Here is a 15,890-nt window from a genome sequence, read left to right as displayed (position 1 = left end):
GGAGCATTAAAAATACTCCAGGCGTAAACAGACCCAATGCACAGATGGATTGCGATCGATGCGGGGGGAACAAGCCAGCGATTAAACCCTGGCTTAGCAATTATATGCTCTTTATTTAACATGGCCATGAAACGGGACATGGGCGAAATCTCCTTTTATTTATTATTTTCAGCTTCGACTATTATTGGATTCTTCGCGAAGCAGCTCCCTGTTAATAGATCTCGTAATGGTGTTAATTTGATTTGGTTATCACGTGATCTTTGCTTCTTAGCGCAAGTGTTGTGCCAATGTGTAATAAGGCTGGGGAAAGGGTTTATTTACCTCAGTTTTGTTTTATCTATGGAGTGATCGGGATTATCGAATATGAGACATTTTGGTGCAGTTGGATTTTAGATGGGGACATTTTGTCTCGGCGACGTTTTTTGCCGATCATAAAATGCAATACATCCAACCTTGATTGCGACGTACGAAGATGACAAGTGGCTCAAAAATCGTTAAAAACAAATATATTAGACAGGTTGGTACACCTACGAATACCGTTAAATGCCGTCTAAAATAATACAGGGATTATACGGCAATGCACTCAGCTCGGGCGAAAAAAGCAGGCGGTATCAATGGGGATGATCATTCTCTTCTTACAGAGAAGGGGAATAAGGAAAAGACGAAAACAACTTACTCTATACTCGTCGTGGATGATGAAGTTGGCATTCGGGACTTTTTACAAAGGTCTCTTCAAAAAACATATAGTCATGTGGATGTTGCTTGCTCAGCAGAAGAAGCAGAAGAATTAAGACAACAACATCATTTTGATCTTTTAATTGTCGATATTTGTCTTCCCGGAAGTTCCGGGGTTGATTGGCTTAAACAACTTGTCGAACAAGATTGGATGTCCGATGTCATCTTTATGACCGCCTTTGCGGATGTTGATAAGGCGATCGACGCCCTGCGTTTGGGGGCATCAGACTTTATCCTGAAGCCATTTCGTTTGGAACAGATGACATCTACTGTAAAGCGATGCGTTGAAAAGCGCCGCTTGATGCGTGAGAATTTTGTTCTGCAAAGGCGAATAGATAACCTTTATTCTCCAGAGGGCATGATTGGTCAGAGCGCTTTATTTTTACAGCTTTGTAAGATGATTTCCCGGTTGGCTCCAACACCGTCTGTTGTCTTGATAGAGGGAGAAACAGGGACAGGAAAAGAATTGGTTGCCAGTGCAATTCACAAGGAAAGCGGACGAAAAGGTCCGTTTGTTCCTGTAAATTGCGGAGCGATTTCTTCTGAATTAATTGAGTCAGAACTTTTTGGCCACTTAAAGGGGGCTTTCACAGGGGCACAAAGGGCGAGGGACGGTCTGTTCTCCTATGCGGATGGTGGTACTTTGTTTTTGGATGAAATATCTGAAATGCCACTACTTCTACAGGCCAAGCTTTTAAGAGTTTTGGAAGAAAAATCAATTCGTCCTGTGGGTAGCGAGAAAGAAATCTCTGTGGATGTACGAATTGTTGCGGCAACAAACCGTAGCCTGGAACAAGCGAAAGCAGAGGGAATGTTTCGGGAAGATCTCTTCTATCGCTTAAACGTGGTTAAGTTGGCCATACCGCCTTTGAGAGATCGAAGGGAAGATATTATCCCATTGGTACAACACTTTTCAAAGATGTTAGCGCGTCAATTGGGAATGCAGGCAATTCCTTTTGATCAGGCTGATTGGCTTGAGATGGAGGCACATGACTGGCCAGGTAATATTCGTGAACTTAAAAATCTAGTTGAGCGGTGTTTATTACTGGGTTTGTTCCCCAAAGATATTTTGAAGGCAGGAGGCGATCAGGCTGAGAGCAGTTTGGGGTATCCTGCACACTGGGATCTGGAGGCAATAGAGAAAGATCACATTAAGAAAGTTCTGGCTTTGATGGCCGGTAATAAAACACAGGCGGCAGAAAAATTAGGTGTATCCCGAAAGACGTTGACGCGGAAATTCCAGTTTTGGGAAGAGCTTGAACATAAAGGCCGTGAAAGTGTTTAAGAGGCTTTATAAGCTCATAACACAAAGTCTGCGCTATAAGTTGCTGTTTCTTGTCTTGATGCCAGTTTTGATTGTTATGCCGACCGTAATTGGTATGGCGTATATTTGGAGTAACGAGATCAGCTATCGCCAGCTTCTTATGAAAGTGACAGGGGATCTATCTGTTGCACATGAATCCTTTTTACGAGCGAAAAAAGGATATTTGGCTAAACTGGTTTTAGTTGCTGAATCTTATCCTTTTCGTGCCGCGTTAAAAAACAAGTTGTCTGCACAAGAACAACAGAAATTGTTAAGCCCGCTTTTGGAAAGCTTTCAGCAGCAAGAGGGGTTTGACTTTATTTATCTGGTTGATCAGCAAGGGTGTAATTATTGGCATCCAAGTCAGTGCAATTATAAAAAGAGTTCCCTGCTTGAAATATCTTTGGAAAAGGGACCTTCGACGGGCATTGAGATTTTTAGTGCTGAAGAATTGAGGGTTATTAATCAGAATTTACCAAAAGAAGTTTATTTGCCCCTGATACCAACACCCTATGCCAAACCAACAGAGCGTACCTTTGAAAACAGGGGGATGGTGATACACAGCTATTATCCAATTCGTGATGAGAGTGGAAAAACAGAAGCCTTTCTTGTTGGTGGTGTTCTGGTGAATAAGGATTTTGCCTTTGTCGATCGATTGCGAGATATCGTTTATAGCAAAGGAAGTCTTGCTGACGATAGCTTGGGAACCATTACGGTTTTTCTCGAAGATGTTCGTATAAACACAAATGTTCCCCGACTTTTACAATCCCCGTCAAAGCGAGCCTTGGGTACCAGAGTTTCAGAGGAAGTACGGAACAAGGTTTTAGATCAAGGCGAAAGCTGGATTGACCGCGCTTTTGTGGTCAGTGAATGGTACGTTTCTGCCTATGAACCAATTGTCGATGTGAACGGACAAAGGGTAGGTATGCTCTATGCAGGGTTTCTGGAAGCTCCTTTTATTGATGCCTATTTAGAAGGGCTGTTTAAGCTTCTCTTGCTTTTTATCGCAGTGACACTTTTTTGTGTCGTGGGCGCGATGTTTGTAGCCCGCTCTATTTTCAAACCAATAGAGGCGATGGCTAATGTTATTGAGCGCATTCAAAAGGGTGATGATCTTCGTATCGGGTGGATTAAAGCAAAAGATGAAGTAGCAACGCTTGCCAATCAATTTGATGCTTTGCTTGATCAACTTCAGCATCAACGAGACCAAATTCAAGAAGGTGCTGATGAGCTAGAGCGTAAAGTTGACCAACGAACGTCCCAGCTACAGCAGCGTACAAAAGCGCTTGAGCGTAATATTAAACTACTAGAACGAACGCGCGAACAGCTAGTCGGCAAAGAAAAGTTGGCAGCTATAGGTGAATTAACGGCAGGTATTGCACACGAGATAAACAATCCAACAGCCGTTATTCTTGGTAACATGGATTTAATGACATCAGAACTCGGAGAAAATGCTGCATGTGTGGAACAGGAAACGCGTTTAATCATTCAACAGGTGTATCGTATCCGTTCTATCATCAATAACCTTTTGCAGTATTCCAGGCCGTCTGATTTCCAAAACCATCCGATGCCAGTGAATATTAATCAGGTCGTTGAAGATACGCGCGTCTTGGTTCAACATGACCTTGATCGTAAAGAAGTTGATTTAAAGCTTGATTTGAAAGCAAGGCATAGTGTTGGGGGAAATCATCAACAATTTCAACAGGTTTTGATTAATTTAATTGTGAATGCAACGAATGCTTCGGCTAAAAATGGAACTATTACAATCCGGACTAGGGACTGGAAAGATCAGGGAGTACTTTTGGTGGTCCGTGATAATGGTTCGGGAATAACCCCTGAGATTTTACCTCGCATTTTTGATCCATTTTATACCAGCTCAAACAGCGGTACAGGACTTGGTCTTTCTGTCAGTTATGGAATTTTACAACGTTTTCAGGCTGAAATAGAAGTTCGTTCTCGCCCCGATTTTGGGAGCTGTTTTTATATCTGGTTTAGCAAGAATGTTGAAAATAGGTCTTTGAGCGAGGTCGAGAAAGATATATTCGCTGATATTGCTTAATCAAATGCGAGTTTAGTGCGCCAAAAAAAAGCCCCCACCACGAAGGTGAGGGCTATGCGTCTGGCTTGCTATTTGTTTGGGAAGACGGCTTGCTCAGACGCTTAAGATGGTGTTTGTGTTTATTTTCTTATGCGCGTTCAAAACCGCGGGCGACTTCCCAGTCGGTGACGCGGCGGTCAAACTCTTCTTGTTCCCATTCTGCTGCACGGGTGTAATGGTCGATGACATCATCGCCCATGGCTGCACGCAGCATGGCAGATTTGTTCAGGGCTTTGGCTGCACCACGAAGAGTATTGGGGATAGAGCGCGCATTTTCGGATGCGTAGGCATCGCCTTTGAATTCGGCTTCAAGTTCACGTTTGTTTTCAATGCCGTCAATACCAGCTGCCAGTAAGGCTGCCATGGCGAGGTATGGGTTTAAGTCGGAACCACCGACACGACATTCTATACGAATAGCTTTGGTGCCTTCGCCACATAGGCGATAGCCAGCTGTACGGTTGTCCTTGCTCCAGATTGCTTTTGTCGGGGCAAAGGTACCTTCGGCAAAGCGTTTGTAGGAGTTGATGTAAGGTGCGAGGAAATAGGTCAGATCGCTGGCGTTGTGCAGAAGGCCAGCAACATACTGACGCATCAGTTCTGACATGCCGTATTCACCATTCGGATCATGGAACAGTGCTTCTTTGCCATCCGCAGACCAAAGTGACTGGTGCACGTGGGAAGAGCTGCCGGCTGCATCATTATGCCATTTGGCTAGGAAGGTGAGGGCTTTGCCCTTTTGCCAAGCAATTTCCTTACAGCCATTCTTGATGAAAACGTGGTTATCGGCTGAAATCAGGGCGTCGTCGTATTTGACGTTGATCTCTTCCTGCCCTGCAGAGGCTTCGCCTTTTGAGCATTCAACCACAATACCGGCACCATGCAATCCATTACGGATCGCGCGCATAACGCCTTCTTCTTTGGTTGTTTGAAAGATGTGATAATCTTCGTTGTACTTCCCAAGAGTTTCCAATGAATGGTATCCGCCTTTTTGGGCATCTTCAAAAGAGTTCTCAAAGAGGAAAAATTCAAGTTCAGAGGCCATATAGGCCTTCATCCCCATTGCTTCCAAGCGGGCGACCTGTTTCTTGAGAATAGCGCGCGGTGAATGCGGGACTTCTGCGTGAGTGTGATGATCTAGCATATCGCACATGACAAAGGCTGTGCCTTCGAGCCATGGGACACGACGCAGAGTGCTGAGGTCCGGTTTCATGGTATAGTCGCCATAACCTGATTCCCAACTGGTGGATTTATAGCCCTCTACTGTTTCCATCTCCATATCTGTTGCCAGAAGATAATTACAGCTGTGGGTTTCTTTGTGGCCACCATTGACAAAATAATCAGCATGGAACCGTTTGCCCATAAGGCGACCCTGCATATCGACCTGACATACAAGGACGGTGTCAATCTCGCCGCTGGAGACGGCTTTATTAAGATCTTCAAAGGAAAGATTGCCGGACATAGCTAAACTCTTATTTTAAATGTTTATAAAGGTGTCACAGCCCGGGTTGTCGGGCTGTGACATTGTAACGATGGGGTTAGCCGTAACGGTAAGGTTTACCAGCTTTTTCCATTGTTTTTGCATATTTCTTGAGGATATCAACAACACGCTTGGAGCGATCGCTCTGTTCTGCGATCTCGTCCCAGAATTTGTAAGCTTCTGCTTCGACAGTTGCCCACTCGTCATCAGGAATAGTTGTAAGCTCAAGCTTTGAACCTTCGGTACGGAGCTGTGCTTCGCCACCCCAGTACCAGTGCTGACGGTAGTAGTGTGAGCTATCCATGCAGAGTTTGAAGAGTGTTTTGAGGTGCTCAGGCACTTCGTTCCAACGGTCTTCGTTCGCAAAGAAAGAACCACACCATGCACCAGAAATGTTGTTGGTGAGGAAGTAGTTAGTCACGTCAGCCCAACCAACAGTGTAATCTTCGGTAATACCGGACCAAGCGATACCATCAAGCTCACCAGTCTGCATGGCAACTTCGATATCTTCCCAAGGCAGTGTTACAGGAACAACACCAAAACGGGACAGGAAGCGACCCGCTGTCGGGAAGGTAAAGACACGCTTGCCTTTTAGGTCAGCAAGGCTACGGATCGGGTCTTTGGTAGCGAAGTGACATGGATCCCATGCTCCAGCAGACAGCCATTTAACGCCGTCAACTTCGTCATAAGCTTCTTCCCAGATTTCATTCAGGCCGTACTGATTGAAAAGAACTGGTACATCAAGGCTGTAACGCGTGCCGAATGGGAAGTATCCGCCAAATACAGATACATCTACAGGTGCAGCAATTGAATCGTCATCACTTTGAACCGCATCAATTGTACCTTTTTGCATGGCACGGAACAGCTCGCCCGTTGGGACCAACTGATCAGCATAGAATAGTTCGATAACCATTTCACCGTTTGCTGCTTTGTTAAAAGCATCAATAGCTGGTTTGATTACGTGCTCACCCAAAGCTGGGCCAGCATAAGTTTGCAGGCGCCACTTGATTGTGGATTGCGCGTGGACAGCTGGTGCTGCCAAAGCAGATGCGCCAGCGGCACCAACGGTTGCCATACCAGCTTTTTTTAGAAAATCGCGTCTATTCGTCATCGTATAGATACTCCCTGTTTAAACTTATTAATATCCCGAGAAAACTCGAGCGGTTTAAGCTCTTTCACTTTATTCGTGTAGTTTAGTCTTCACTTTTTACTTATTTAACCTCCTGTCAAAAATCATACTTTGCATCATCCCGTGTTTAGTCTTTGACGTACTCAGGTAACCAAAGAGCAATTTCAGGGAATGACATAACAATCACTAATGCGAAAATCATGATCAGGACAAAAGGGATCACCGAGCGATAGATATCGACTAGTGAAATTTCAGGTGGCGCCATGGCCTTCATTAAGAAAAGGTTGTAACCAAAAGGTGGTGTCATATAGGCAACCTGAACAGTGATGGTATAGAGCACGCCATACCAAATTGGGTTAAAGCCTAGGCTGATAACAAGCGGAATGTAAAGTGGCGCTACAATCACCAGCATGGCGGTGTCATCCAGGAACATTCCCATTACGATGTAGGAAAGCTGCATCAGGATAAGGATTTCCCAAGGGCTTAGGCCCCATTTTTCAAGGAAGAGGCTCTCGATTGCTTTGACGGCGCCAAGACCATCAAAAACGGCACCAAAGGCAAGAGCGGCCAAAATAATCCACATAAACATACAGCTGATACCCAGTGTTTGTCTGATTGTGGTTTCCAGGACTTTAAAAGTTAGCCGCTTTCTAAAGAGAGCCGCTAGCATCGCTGCTGTCGCGCCAACAGCGGAACTTTCAACAAGGCTGGTGATACCTGCGACAAAGAACCCAGTCATAAATACAAAGATTAAAAGTGGCAGGATACCGGCTTTCAACAATGCTAATTTTTCGCCCAACGGCATCTGACGTTCTTCTTTTGGCAATACAGGGCCAAGTTCTGGCTGTAAGCGACATCTGACAACGATATAGACGACAAACATGGTTGCCAGCATTAGGCCAGGAATTGCTCCGGCAAGCCACAGGTCACTCACGGGTTGGCGGGCAATCATGCCATAAAGAACAAGAACAACACTTGGGGGAACAAGAATACCAAGCGAGCTTCCTGCCTGAATCACCCCTGTTACCATAACCTTGTCATAACCGCGCCGAAGCATTTCGGGCAAGGCAATGGTTGCGCCAATTGCCATACCGGCAACAGACAGGCCGTTCATTGCTGAAATGAGAACCATAAGACAGATGGTGCCGATCGCAAGACCACCGTGAAGAGGCCCCATCCAGACATGGAACATTTTATAGAGATCACTTGCAATTCCGGATTCAGAAAGCATGTAGCCCATGAATACAAAGAGAGGCAATGTGAGAAGGGGATACCAACTCATTAATTTTGAGGCGGCTGTGAACGGCATTTCTACGCCGCCTTCACCCCAGAGAAAAAGCGCTGCAACTGCGGCAACAAAACCGATAGCTCCAAAAACACGTTGGCCAGTTAACATCATGACCATCATGGTTGAGAACATCAGTAATGCGATCATTTCATAACTCATTACAGTGTAACTCCTCTGGCTTTGGCCAGATCTTTAAAGAAAGTTGCAGTTGCTTGTAAAAGCATAAGCAAGACACCCAAAGTCATGAGAATCTTAATTGGTGCGAGTGGGTATTGAATCAACGTGCGAGTCTTTTGCCCAACTTCAATGGTGTACATCGTGCTGGATACGGCACCGTAAAGAAGAATAACGAGATAAAACATCAAGAAAATTGACGTGAAAACATCCATCTTGGCTTTGCCTTTGGAAGACCATCTACTATAGAAAAGATCCATCCGTACGTGGGCATCTTCCTGCATGGAAAAGCCACCACCTAGTAGGTAGTAAGCAGACATAAGGAACTGGGATATTGTTACGACTGAATTGATAGGTGTATCAAACAGTGTTCGGGAAAGAGAGGAATAGAGGAGTAACCCGATCATGACGAAGATAAGATGCATCGTAACCAGCCCTGTAAACCGGTTTAATGTATCAACCCCCTTGACGTAGGATTTTATTATATTGGGCATTTCAGTTTCCCAGGCTCGTTTGTTTCGTTGTTGAAGCGGTCTGAATTTGTTGATTGTCCAGAGCTTCTTTTGTTTCTTTTATTGCTTTGTTTAATAGGGATGCCATCTGTTTTTGTGTCTTTTGATCAGAGATCAAATCGTTTCTTATTTCCAGCATAACATTCATTAACCCCCTGGGTAGGGCGTGTTCAGTCAGTGTGTGTGTCACGCCGTCAACGGGGGCGTAAGGCTCGTTCAATCTCAAGACATAATCTGATGTTTCTGCCGCAAAAGACTGGATCAGCTGGTCGGCAAAACGGCTGTCTTTGTCATGCAAAAAACCAATTTCGACGTCTCTTTTCTGCCCCTTATAGATCGGGGTGAAAGAATGAACTGTTATGATGACAGGTTTATGACCGTCAGCTGTTTTTTGGTCGAGGCATTTGCTCACGGCATTTCTAAAAGGCTTATAGACACCGTTTATTCTTTTGTTCCGCTCTTCTTGGCTCAGGTTCGCGTTACCGGGGATTTCAAAGATTTCGCTTTGAAATGGCATAGCGTTCAATGCTTCGGGCGGACGATTACAGTCATATACCAGTCTGGATACACACTGTTCGACAAGGGGGGCATCAAGTTGTTTCGATAGATGTTGTGCGACAGCCAATGCACCGGGGTCCCATGCTATATGCTGATTTATATCGCTATCGCTAAGGCCCAATTTGTTGTATTCAGAAGGAATATGGTTAGAGGCATGTTCGCAGATAATCACATACTCTCCGTTGCCTGAAAGATTAGTCGTTTTGACCACACTTTCAGGTGTAGAATTATCAACGGAATTTAATAACTCGTTCGACAAGAACCTTACCCCAGGTATTTTATTAGCTTATTTTTGAAATTATATTTTCAGAATTGAAAAATAAGTCAAGATATTTTCTGAAAATATTGTTTCAGAGAAATAAAATATGGAGAAATTTCTTCATTTGTGTTTAGACTAGGTATTGATTATCAACCTATTGGTATGATTACAGGGTACTGATAACGTTATGGATGGAATAGAAACCTAAGATGGGTACAAATCAGAATCTGACTGTTGCTGAACGAATTCGTAAGCAATTCGATAGCTTGACCCGGGCAGAAAGACAGTTGGCAAATGCCATATTAGAAGATTATCCCGTTTCAGGTCTGGGCAGTATTACCGCCGTTTCTGAAAATTCCGGTGTTTCAACACCAACGGTTGCCAGAATGGCAAGAAAGCTTGGGTTTGGTGGATTTCCCCAGATGCAGGCGCAATTGCATATTGAACTGAAAGCCACCATATCCAGCCCCATTGCCAAGCATGATCTGTGGTCTGAAAGCGCACCGGATACGCATATTCTTAACCGCTTTGCAGATGCTGTTACTGAGAATATGCGACAAACGTTAAAGCAGATTGATCCGAAAGAGTTTAATGCAGTTGTCGATTTACTTTCAGATCTGAACCGTGAAATTCATGTTGTTGGTGGGCGGATTACCCGCTCTATGGCGGATAACTTTTTCACTCATATGCAGGTAATGCGTTCGGGCGTAACGCTTGTTGCCCCAAATTCAAATACTTGGGCACATTATGTTTTAAACATGAACAAGGGGGATGTACTGGTCGCTTTTGATATCAGACGTTACGAACACGACATTCTGCGATTGGCTGAAGTTGCCAAAGCGCGTGGTGTGACGCTGGTGCTTTTTACCGATCAATGGGGATCTCCGGCCGCAAAGTTGGCAACCTATAGTTTGAACTCGCGTATCGAAGTGCCCTCTGCTTGGGATTCCCTCGTCGTCACACTTTTCCTAGTAGAAGCCGTTATCGCAGGTGTTCAGACCCAAACTTGGGATGAAACAAAGAGCAGGATGAAAACTCTCGAAGAGCTCTTTGATCAAACCAAGATGTTCAAGAAATTTATTTAAACAGGTAAAGGCTTGTCCTTTAAAAATGCATTCCTACAAAGGTTACGAGTGAGATCAATCAACTTTGGGTAAGCTTTGATCCATTTCACGGGCAGGCTGTGGGCAGCAGCTTCCGACAATTTTTGCAGGAACACCAACGGCTGTGCAGTGCGCGGGGACATCTTCCAGCACCACTGACGTTGCACCGACTTTGGCGCATTCGCCAATTTCAATGTTTCCAAGAATTTTGGCCCCGGCACAAATAAGCGCGCCTTGACGAATTTTAGGATGGCGGTCGCCTGTGCCTTTACCCGTGCCGCCAAGCGTTACATTTTGCAGCAGAGAAACATTATCTTCTACGACGGTGGTTTCACCAATGACAACACCTGTGCCGTGATCAATCATAATGCCTTTGCCAATTTTGGCTGCGGGGTGGATATCCAATCCGAAAACCTCAGAGATCCGGTTCTGCAAAAAGAGCGCGAGTGCCTGTCGGTTATTATTCCATAGCCAATGGCTTAGTCGATAACACTGCAGAGCGTGGAAACCTTTGAAATAGAGTAAAGGTTCCAGATGGGATGTGCAGGCGGGGTCTCTTTCAAAAACGGCTATGATATCAGAGCGAATGGATTGACCAATGCTAGGGTCTGCTGAAAAGGCGTCTTCAAACACTTGCCCGAGAAGTCGCGCAGAAACGGCATTGTTCCCTAGCTTTTCCGACAACATATAACCAATGGCTGCTTCCAGATTGTCATGGTTGAGCATAGACGATTGTAGAAAGCCAGCGAGAACAGGCTCTTTGACAAGCATTTCATTGGCTTCTTTACGAATATAAGACCAAATGAGATCAGTTGTTTCAGCTTGCTCTGCGACATAGGACATTTTTGTTCCTTTTCTTGGATAGCGTCTAACGCGTAAATATATCCAGAATGCGTAGTATATAACGATATAGGAAAAAGGGGCGCGTTTTTAAATGAAAATTTGTGATAATGGCTATGAATAATATTTATTTTGATGCACTTTATGCGATACCTCCATCGATCAATTCTTCAAATTTGCCGTCGTAAATCTACTGTTTTTAAAAGATATATACTTTATGTCCTTTTCTTTTCTCGATCTTTTGCCGCTAGAAACATCAAGACTACGTATTCGTCAGTACCAAAGTACAGACCTGGAACCGACAAGAGCTATGAGCCAGGATCCTGAGCTGAGGAAGTGGATTCCCACTGGTGTTTACAGCGATAAAGAACACGCAGAGTATGTTCGTGTTTCCGGGACTGCGGATGCCAAGGATTTTGTTGTCGAAGATAAGGTGACCGATGTTGTCATTGGCGAAATGACTTTTCATCCTTGGTTTGTAGAGAAGACCTGGGAAATTGGTTGGCTTATATTGCCTGAATTTCAGGGGCGGGGGTATGCGAGTGAAGCTGCATCCGCGCTGCTTGATGTAGGATTTTTAGAGCTTGAAATTCATAGAATTGTGGCTACAGCTCAACCTCAAAACCCGTCTTCCTTTCGGGTTATGGAAAAGCTTGGCATGCGTAGGGAAGGGGAATTTTTACAGTGTATTCCACGGTCTGACGGCACATGGTGGGACGAAGTATTCTACGCAATCCTTGCCAGTGAATATAAAGATATGAAAAGTCGGCAAGTGATAGAAAATCGGTAGCCCCAGAAGTAGCCCCAGAATTACTGATTACCCAGAATTACTGCTTTTCCAGTATCTTTTTTAGAAACTTTTTGGTTCTTTCGCGTTTAGGGTCTGAAAAAAGCTCTTCTGCGGGGGCTTCTTCTACAATTTGTCCATCAGCCATGAAGATGACGCGGTCTGCCACATCGCGGGCAAAGGCCATTTCATGGGTAACAATAATCATTGTTCGTTCTTCGGTCGCCAGTTCTTTTATGACGTTAAGAACTTCACCCACCAGCTCGGGATCGAGAGCTGACGTCGGTTCGTCGAAAAGGATAACATCTGGTTCCATGGCAAGCGCACGAGCAATGGCGACCCGCTGTTGTTGACCACCAGATAGCGCAGAAGGATAGGCGTCTTCCTTATTCGCGAGACCAACTTTTTTTAGAAGTTTACGTGCTTTTTTAGCCGCAGAATTCGGTTCTTCACCCTTCACAATGACCGGGCCTTCGGTGATGTTTTCCAGAACGGTTCTGTGTGGAAAGAGATTAAAATTCTGAAAGACAAAGCCGGCGGATTTTCGTAACGCACGAATGGCCTTTTTTTGTCTCTTTAGATCTTGGGATGCATCAACTGTTGTGCTCGAAATCCGAATGTTACCGCCATTTGGTGTTTCCAGAAAATTGAGGCATCGTAACAAAGTTGTTTTGCCTGATCCGCTGGGGCCAATAATTGCCAGAACTTCGCCTTTGTGTACATTCAGATCAATGTCAGAGAGAACGTGGTTGTTATCAAAGGATTTTTTGAGACCTTTGACCGCGATCATGGTCTCTTTATTATTACGGTCCATCTTAGTTTGCCCTCATATGACGGTTTGATCGTTGTTCCATTTTGCTTTGCAGTCGGGACAGAATGATACAGAGGATCCAGTAGATAGCAGCCGCACTGAGATACATGGCAAATACTTCGTAGGTTCTCGCTGAAATGAGCTGTGCCTGACGGAACAGTTCTGGCACCTGAATAGTCGCTGCAATCGCAGTATCTTTTATGAGGCTGAGGAATGTGTTGCCAAGGGCAGGTAAAGCAACACGGATAGCTTGCGGTAAGATGGAGCGCCTCATGGCTTGTGCCGGGGTCATACCAATGGAATAGGCAGCTTCCCAGTGGTTTTTATCCACGGATTGTATTGCGCCCCGTAAAATCTCACCTGTGTAACCACCAACATTCAGGCTAAGGCCAAGGAGAGCAGCAGGAATTGGGTCAAGTCTGATCCCAAACTCTGGCAGCCCGTAATAAATGAGGAAAAGTTGTACGATAAGCGGCGTTCCCCGGATAAAGGAAACAAAGAACATTGCTGGCCAGCGCATTAACCTCGATGGCGAGAGATGCATAAAAGCAATAAGAAACCCCAGACTTAACCCAAGGATCATGGACCCGGCACTGAGACCAACGGTAAAGGCAGTTCCCTTCATTAAGAAGGGAACTGATTTCAGGATAAGGTCGATCATTGCATCCATGAATTTACCGTTGTTGTTTGTTCAGGTCGGCTGAATAGTTATGTCGAATTAAGTCTGGGGTTGATTTTAAGGTTATTTGGTTGCGTCTAGCTTAAACCATTTTTGGGAAATTTTTGCGAGTGTACCATCTGCACGCAATTCATCTAAGGCTTTATTTAGTTCATCAAGAAGATCGGTGTTCCCTTTGCGAAGCGCAATTCCCATGCGTTGTTTGTCAAAGGGTTCTCCGGCCGCAACAATTCTGCCGCCAGAATTTTCAAGAAGATAGGTTGCGGCCAAACGATCGTTTAGGAAAGCGTCCAAGCGACCAACAAGTAGATCCTGTAGTTTTGTAGCGTTGTCGTCATAGGTGGAAACATTTGCGTCCGGTACATTTTGGGTGAGCCACTCTTCGTAGTTACTTCCCAGACCTACGCCAACAGTTTTACCGGCAAGATCAGCAGGACTATTAAAATCAGACTGTTTATCTTCGCGGGTAATGACCTGAATACCAGACACGGTATAAGGCTGTGTAAAGTCATATTTCTTTTGACGCTCTTCAGTAATCGTCACTTGATTGGTGACGATATCAAAACGCTTTGTTTCCAGACCGGCAAGCATACCATCCCATTTTGTTGGGACAAATTCTGCATTTACGCCAATACGTTCTGCAACAGCTTTGGCCACATCAACTTCAAAGCCAACAAGTTCGCCGTTTTCATCTTGATAGTTAAACGGTGGGTAAGTTGCTTCCAGACCGATCAGGATTGTGCCGCGGTCCTTGATTGTTGATAACAGCTTTTCGTTGTTTTCAGCGTTGGCTGAGGCAAAGGAAAGGCCAAATGCTGTCACTGCAAAAGCAGCCGCAGAAATAATGTTTTTTACGTTTATATAGCTCATGGTGATTCGCTTGTTACTAGACTAATAGGGTTTGGTTGATGCTGATATGTACTATGCTGATGTGTGTTTCAAGTTATTTAACGCTTCGAAATGTGAATAGCAGATATTCACAATTTATAAGTGTGAATTTGTGGGAGCTTATGAAAAGAATATAGTTTTCAGTTCGCTGTGTGAAATAATGCTAACCGTAAAACATTATGTCTTCGATAGTATCTGGAAGAGAGGCCGTTAAGAGAGATTTTGTCGTATGATGCAGGTGCATAATAGCTTTTTTTGCCAATTGTGTGGGGAGGTCTCCAAGTTCGTGCTCTCTGGCGACTAATGAAATTGTACGGTGAAGCGGTGTAAAGGGAAGGGGGGAAATAGACACTCCCCGAAGAAAATGGCGACTTTCAAGTAATCCAGTGGGGGTTGTTATTGTCCATCCTGCACCTGCTGCGATCATTGGCATGATGGAACGGGTTGTGTCCAGTTCGTAGCGGTAGGGAGGTCTTATTTTTAGTCTTCTTAGGTGCTGTTCTATTAATCTGCTGACGGGTAGCTTTGGGGTGAAGCGAATAAAAGGCAACCCTGATGTCTGTATTTCGTTATTTATGAATTTAACAGGTTTGTCTTGGGGGGTAACGAGAACAAAGGGTTCTTTGTAAAGTGGATAACGCTCCATCTTGTCCATATCATCCATTGGGTCCATTGTGATGATGATATCTGTTTTTCGATTAAGGAGAGCTTCTCTGTGATCGTCGGTTTGTCCGCTGGTGATTGTAACGCTTCCGTTTGGGTAAAGCTCTCCGACGCATTGGGTTAATTCAGGGATTAAAGTATCTGCAAGTGTATCGATAACAGAAATTCTGACTTTCTTAAGGGGGGCAGTATCAAGGTTATGCAAGGTACCCCACATATCAGTGACAGTTTCGAGTACCTTCAGTGCATGCTGATAATATACGTGACCAGCGGGCGTAAGTGATATTGGGCGGATTGATCTATCAAACAGGACTGTGGAGAATAAATTCTCTTGCTGGGTGATGTGCTGGGAAATTGAGGACTGAGTCATGCCAAGGTGCTGTGAAGCTTTTGACATGCTTTCTTTTTCAACCACAGTTACAAATATTTCCAGGGCTCGTAAATTTAGTCCTTTGGTAATTTCCATCTTTTTTGAACCCTTATTGCGTTGCCATTGCATGTTAAATCTTCATAGAGATAAGTTCAAAATTATTAAAGATAAAATGAATATGTATTTATGTGTTAATGAGAATTGGGTCTTGTTAAG

At 44.5% G+C, this 15,890-nt stretch carries 14 protein-coding genes; 4 read left to right on the top strand and 10 right to left on the bottom strand.

Translation table 11 applies throughout. The features are described 5' to 3' along the window. Positions 1–577 precede the first annotated feature (577 nt). Both ACN0W5_RS07805 and ACN0W5_RS07800 read left to right on the top strand, forming a co-directional pair. On the top strand, positions 578–2,020 hold the full coding sequence (locus tag ACN0W5_RS07805; RefSeq protein ID WP_417453580.1) for a sigma-54-dependent transcriptional regulator: 1,443 nt from the start codon (positions 578–580) through the stop codon (positions 2,018–2,020). Further along, positions 2,013–4,097, top strand: coding sequence for a cache domain-containing protein (locus ACN0W5_RS07800; protein WP_417453579.1), 2,085 nt, complete (start codon positions 2,013–2,015; stop codon positions 4,095–4,097). Before ACN0W5_RS07805 ends, ACN0W5_RS07800 begins: the two co-directional genes overlap by 8 nt. Before the next feature lie 127 nt (positions 4,098–4,224). Here the strand turns inward: ACN0W5_RS07800 and ACN0W5_RS07795 are convergent, their stop codons facing one another. The 5 genes from ACN0W5_RS07795 to ACN0W5_RS07775 all read right to left on the bottom strand — a co-directional run bounded on the left by ACN0W5_RS07795 (position 4,225) and on the right by ACN0W5_RS07775 (position 9,533). Continuing rightward, positions 4,225–5,595 (bottom strand): glutamine synthetase family protein, encoded by a 1,371-nt coding sequence (locus tag ACN0W5_RS07795; protein WP_417453578.1) that lies wholly within the window; start codon positions 5,593–5,595, stop codon positions 4,225–4,227. A gap of 76 nt (positions 5,596–5,671) precedes the next feature. After that, on the bottom strand, positions 5,672–6,724 hold the full coding sequence (locus ACN0W5_RS07790; protein ID WP_417453577.1) for a TRAP transporter substrate-binding protein: 1,053 nt from the start codon (positions 6,722–6,724) through the stop codon (positions 5,672–5,674). Positions 6,725–6,869: 145 nt separating this feature from the next. Beyond that, positions 6,870–8,189 carry a TRAP transporter large permease gene (locus tag ACN0W5_RS07785; protein ID WP_417453576.1) on the bottom strand — a complete coding sequence of 440 codons (1,320 nt, stop codon included), beginning with the start codon at positions 8,187–8,189 and terminating at the stop codon, positions 6,870–6,872. Next, positions 8,189–8,698 (bottom strand): TRAP transporter small permease subunit, encoded by a 510-nt coding sequence (locus ACN0W5_RS07780; RefSeq protein ID WP_417453574.1) that lies wholly within the window; start codon positions 8,696–8,698, stop codon positions 8,189–8,191. The genes ACN0W5_RS07785 and ACN0W5_RS07780 overlap by 1 nt, the downstream gene beginning before the upstream one ends. A 1-nt stretch (position 8,699) precedes the next feature. Then, positions 8,700–9,533, bottom strand: coding sequence for an N-formylglutamate amidohydrolase (locus tag ACN0W5_RS07775; protein WP_417453573.1), 834 nt, complete (start codon positions 9,531–9,533; stop codon positions 8,700–8,702). Between the two features lie 209 nt (positions 9,534–9,742). Here ACN0W5_RS07775 and ACN0W5_RS07770 point away from each other — a divergent pair, with 209 nt between their 5' ends. Continuing rightward, positions 9,743–10,618, top strand: a complete 876-nt coding sequence (locus tag ACN0W5_RS07770; protein ID WP_299371676.1) for a MurR/RpiR family transcriptional regulator — start codon at positions 9,743–9,745, stop codon at positions 10,616–10,618. Between the two features lie 54 nt (positions 10,619–10,672). On the opposite strand, the gene cysE is transcribed toward ACN0W5_RS07770, so the two are convergent. Next, the gene (gene cysE, locus ACN0W5_RS07765; protein ID WP_417453572.1) at positions 10,673–11,479 is read right to left on the bottom strand and encodes a serine O-acetyltransferase; all 807 of its coding nucleotides are present in this window, start codon (positions 11,477–11,479) and stop codon (positions 10,673–10,675) included. A gap of 214 nt (positions 11,480–11,693) precedes the next feature. Here cysE and ACN0W5_RS07760 point away from each other — a divergent pair, with 214 nt between their 5' ends. After that, positions 11,694–12,266, top strand: coding sequence for a GNAT family N-acetyltransferase (locus ACN0W5_RS07760; protein WP_417453571.1), 573 nt, complete (start codon positions 11,694–11,696; stop codon positions 12,264–12,266). A gap of 37 nt (positions 12,267–12,303) precedes the next feature. On the opposite strand, the gene tcyN is transcribed toward ACN0W5_RS07760, so the two are convergent. The 4 genes from tcyN to ACN0W5_RS07740 form a co-directional block, all read right to left on the bottom strand. Further along, positions 12,304–13,053 carry an L-cystine ABC transporter ATP-binding protein TcyN gene (tcyN, locus tag ACN0W5_RS07755; protein WP_417453588.1) on the bottom strand — a complete coding sequence of 250 codons (750 nt, stop codon included), beginning with the start codon at positions 13,051–13,053 and terminating at the stop codon, positions 12,304–12,306. A 25-nt stretch (positions 13,054–13,078) separates the two neighbouring features. Beyond that, positions 13,079–13,744, bottom strand: a complete 666-nt coding sequence (tcyL, locus tag ACN0W5_RS07750; RefSeq protein ID WP_417453570.1) for a cystine ABC transporter permease — start codon at positions 13,742–13,744, stop codon at positions 13,079–13,081. A gap of 72 nt (positions 13,745–13,816) precedes the next feature. Next, entirely contained in the window at positions 13,817–14,623 is an 807-nt protein-coding gene (gene tcyJ / locus ACN0W5_RS07745; protein ID WP_417453569.1) for a cystine ABC transporter substrate-binding protein, read from the bottom strand. A 181-nt stretch (positions 14,624–14,804) separates the two neighbouring features. Further along, positions 14,805–15,770, bottom strand: coding sequence for a LysR family transcriptional regulator (locus ACN0W5_RS07740; protein ID WP_417453568.1), 966 nt, complete (start codon positions 15,768–15,770; stop codon positions 14,805–14,807). Positions 15,771–15,890 lie beyond the last annotated feature (120 nt).

It is taken from the genome of Kiloniella sp., from assembly GCF_048270245.1.
Taxonomy (GTDB): Bacteria; Pseudomonadota; Alphaproteobacteria; order Kiloniellales; family Kiloniellaceae; genus Kiloniella.
Note: the sequence above shows the minus strand (reverse complement) of the source record. Positions and strands in the feature narration are given on the sequence as shown.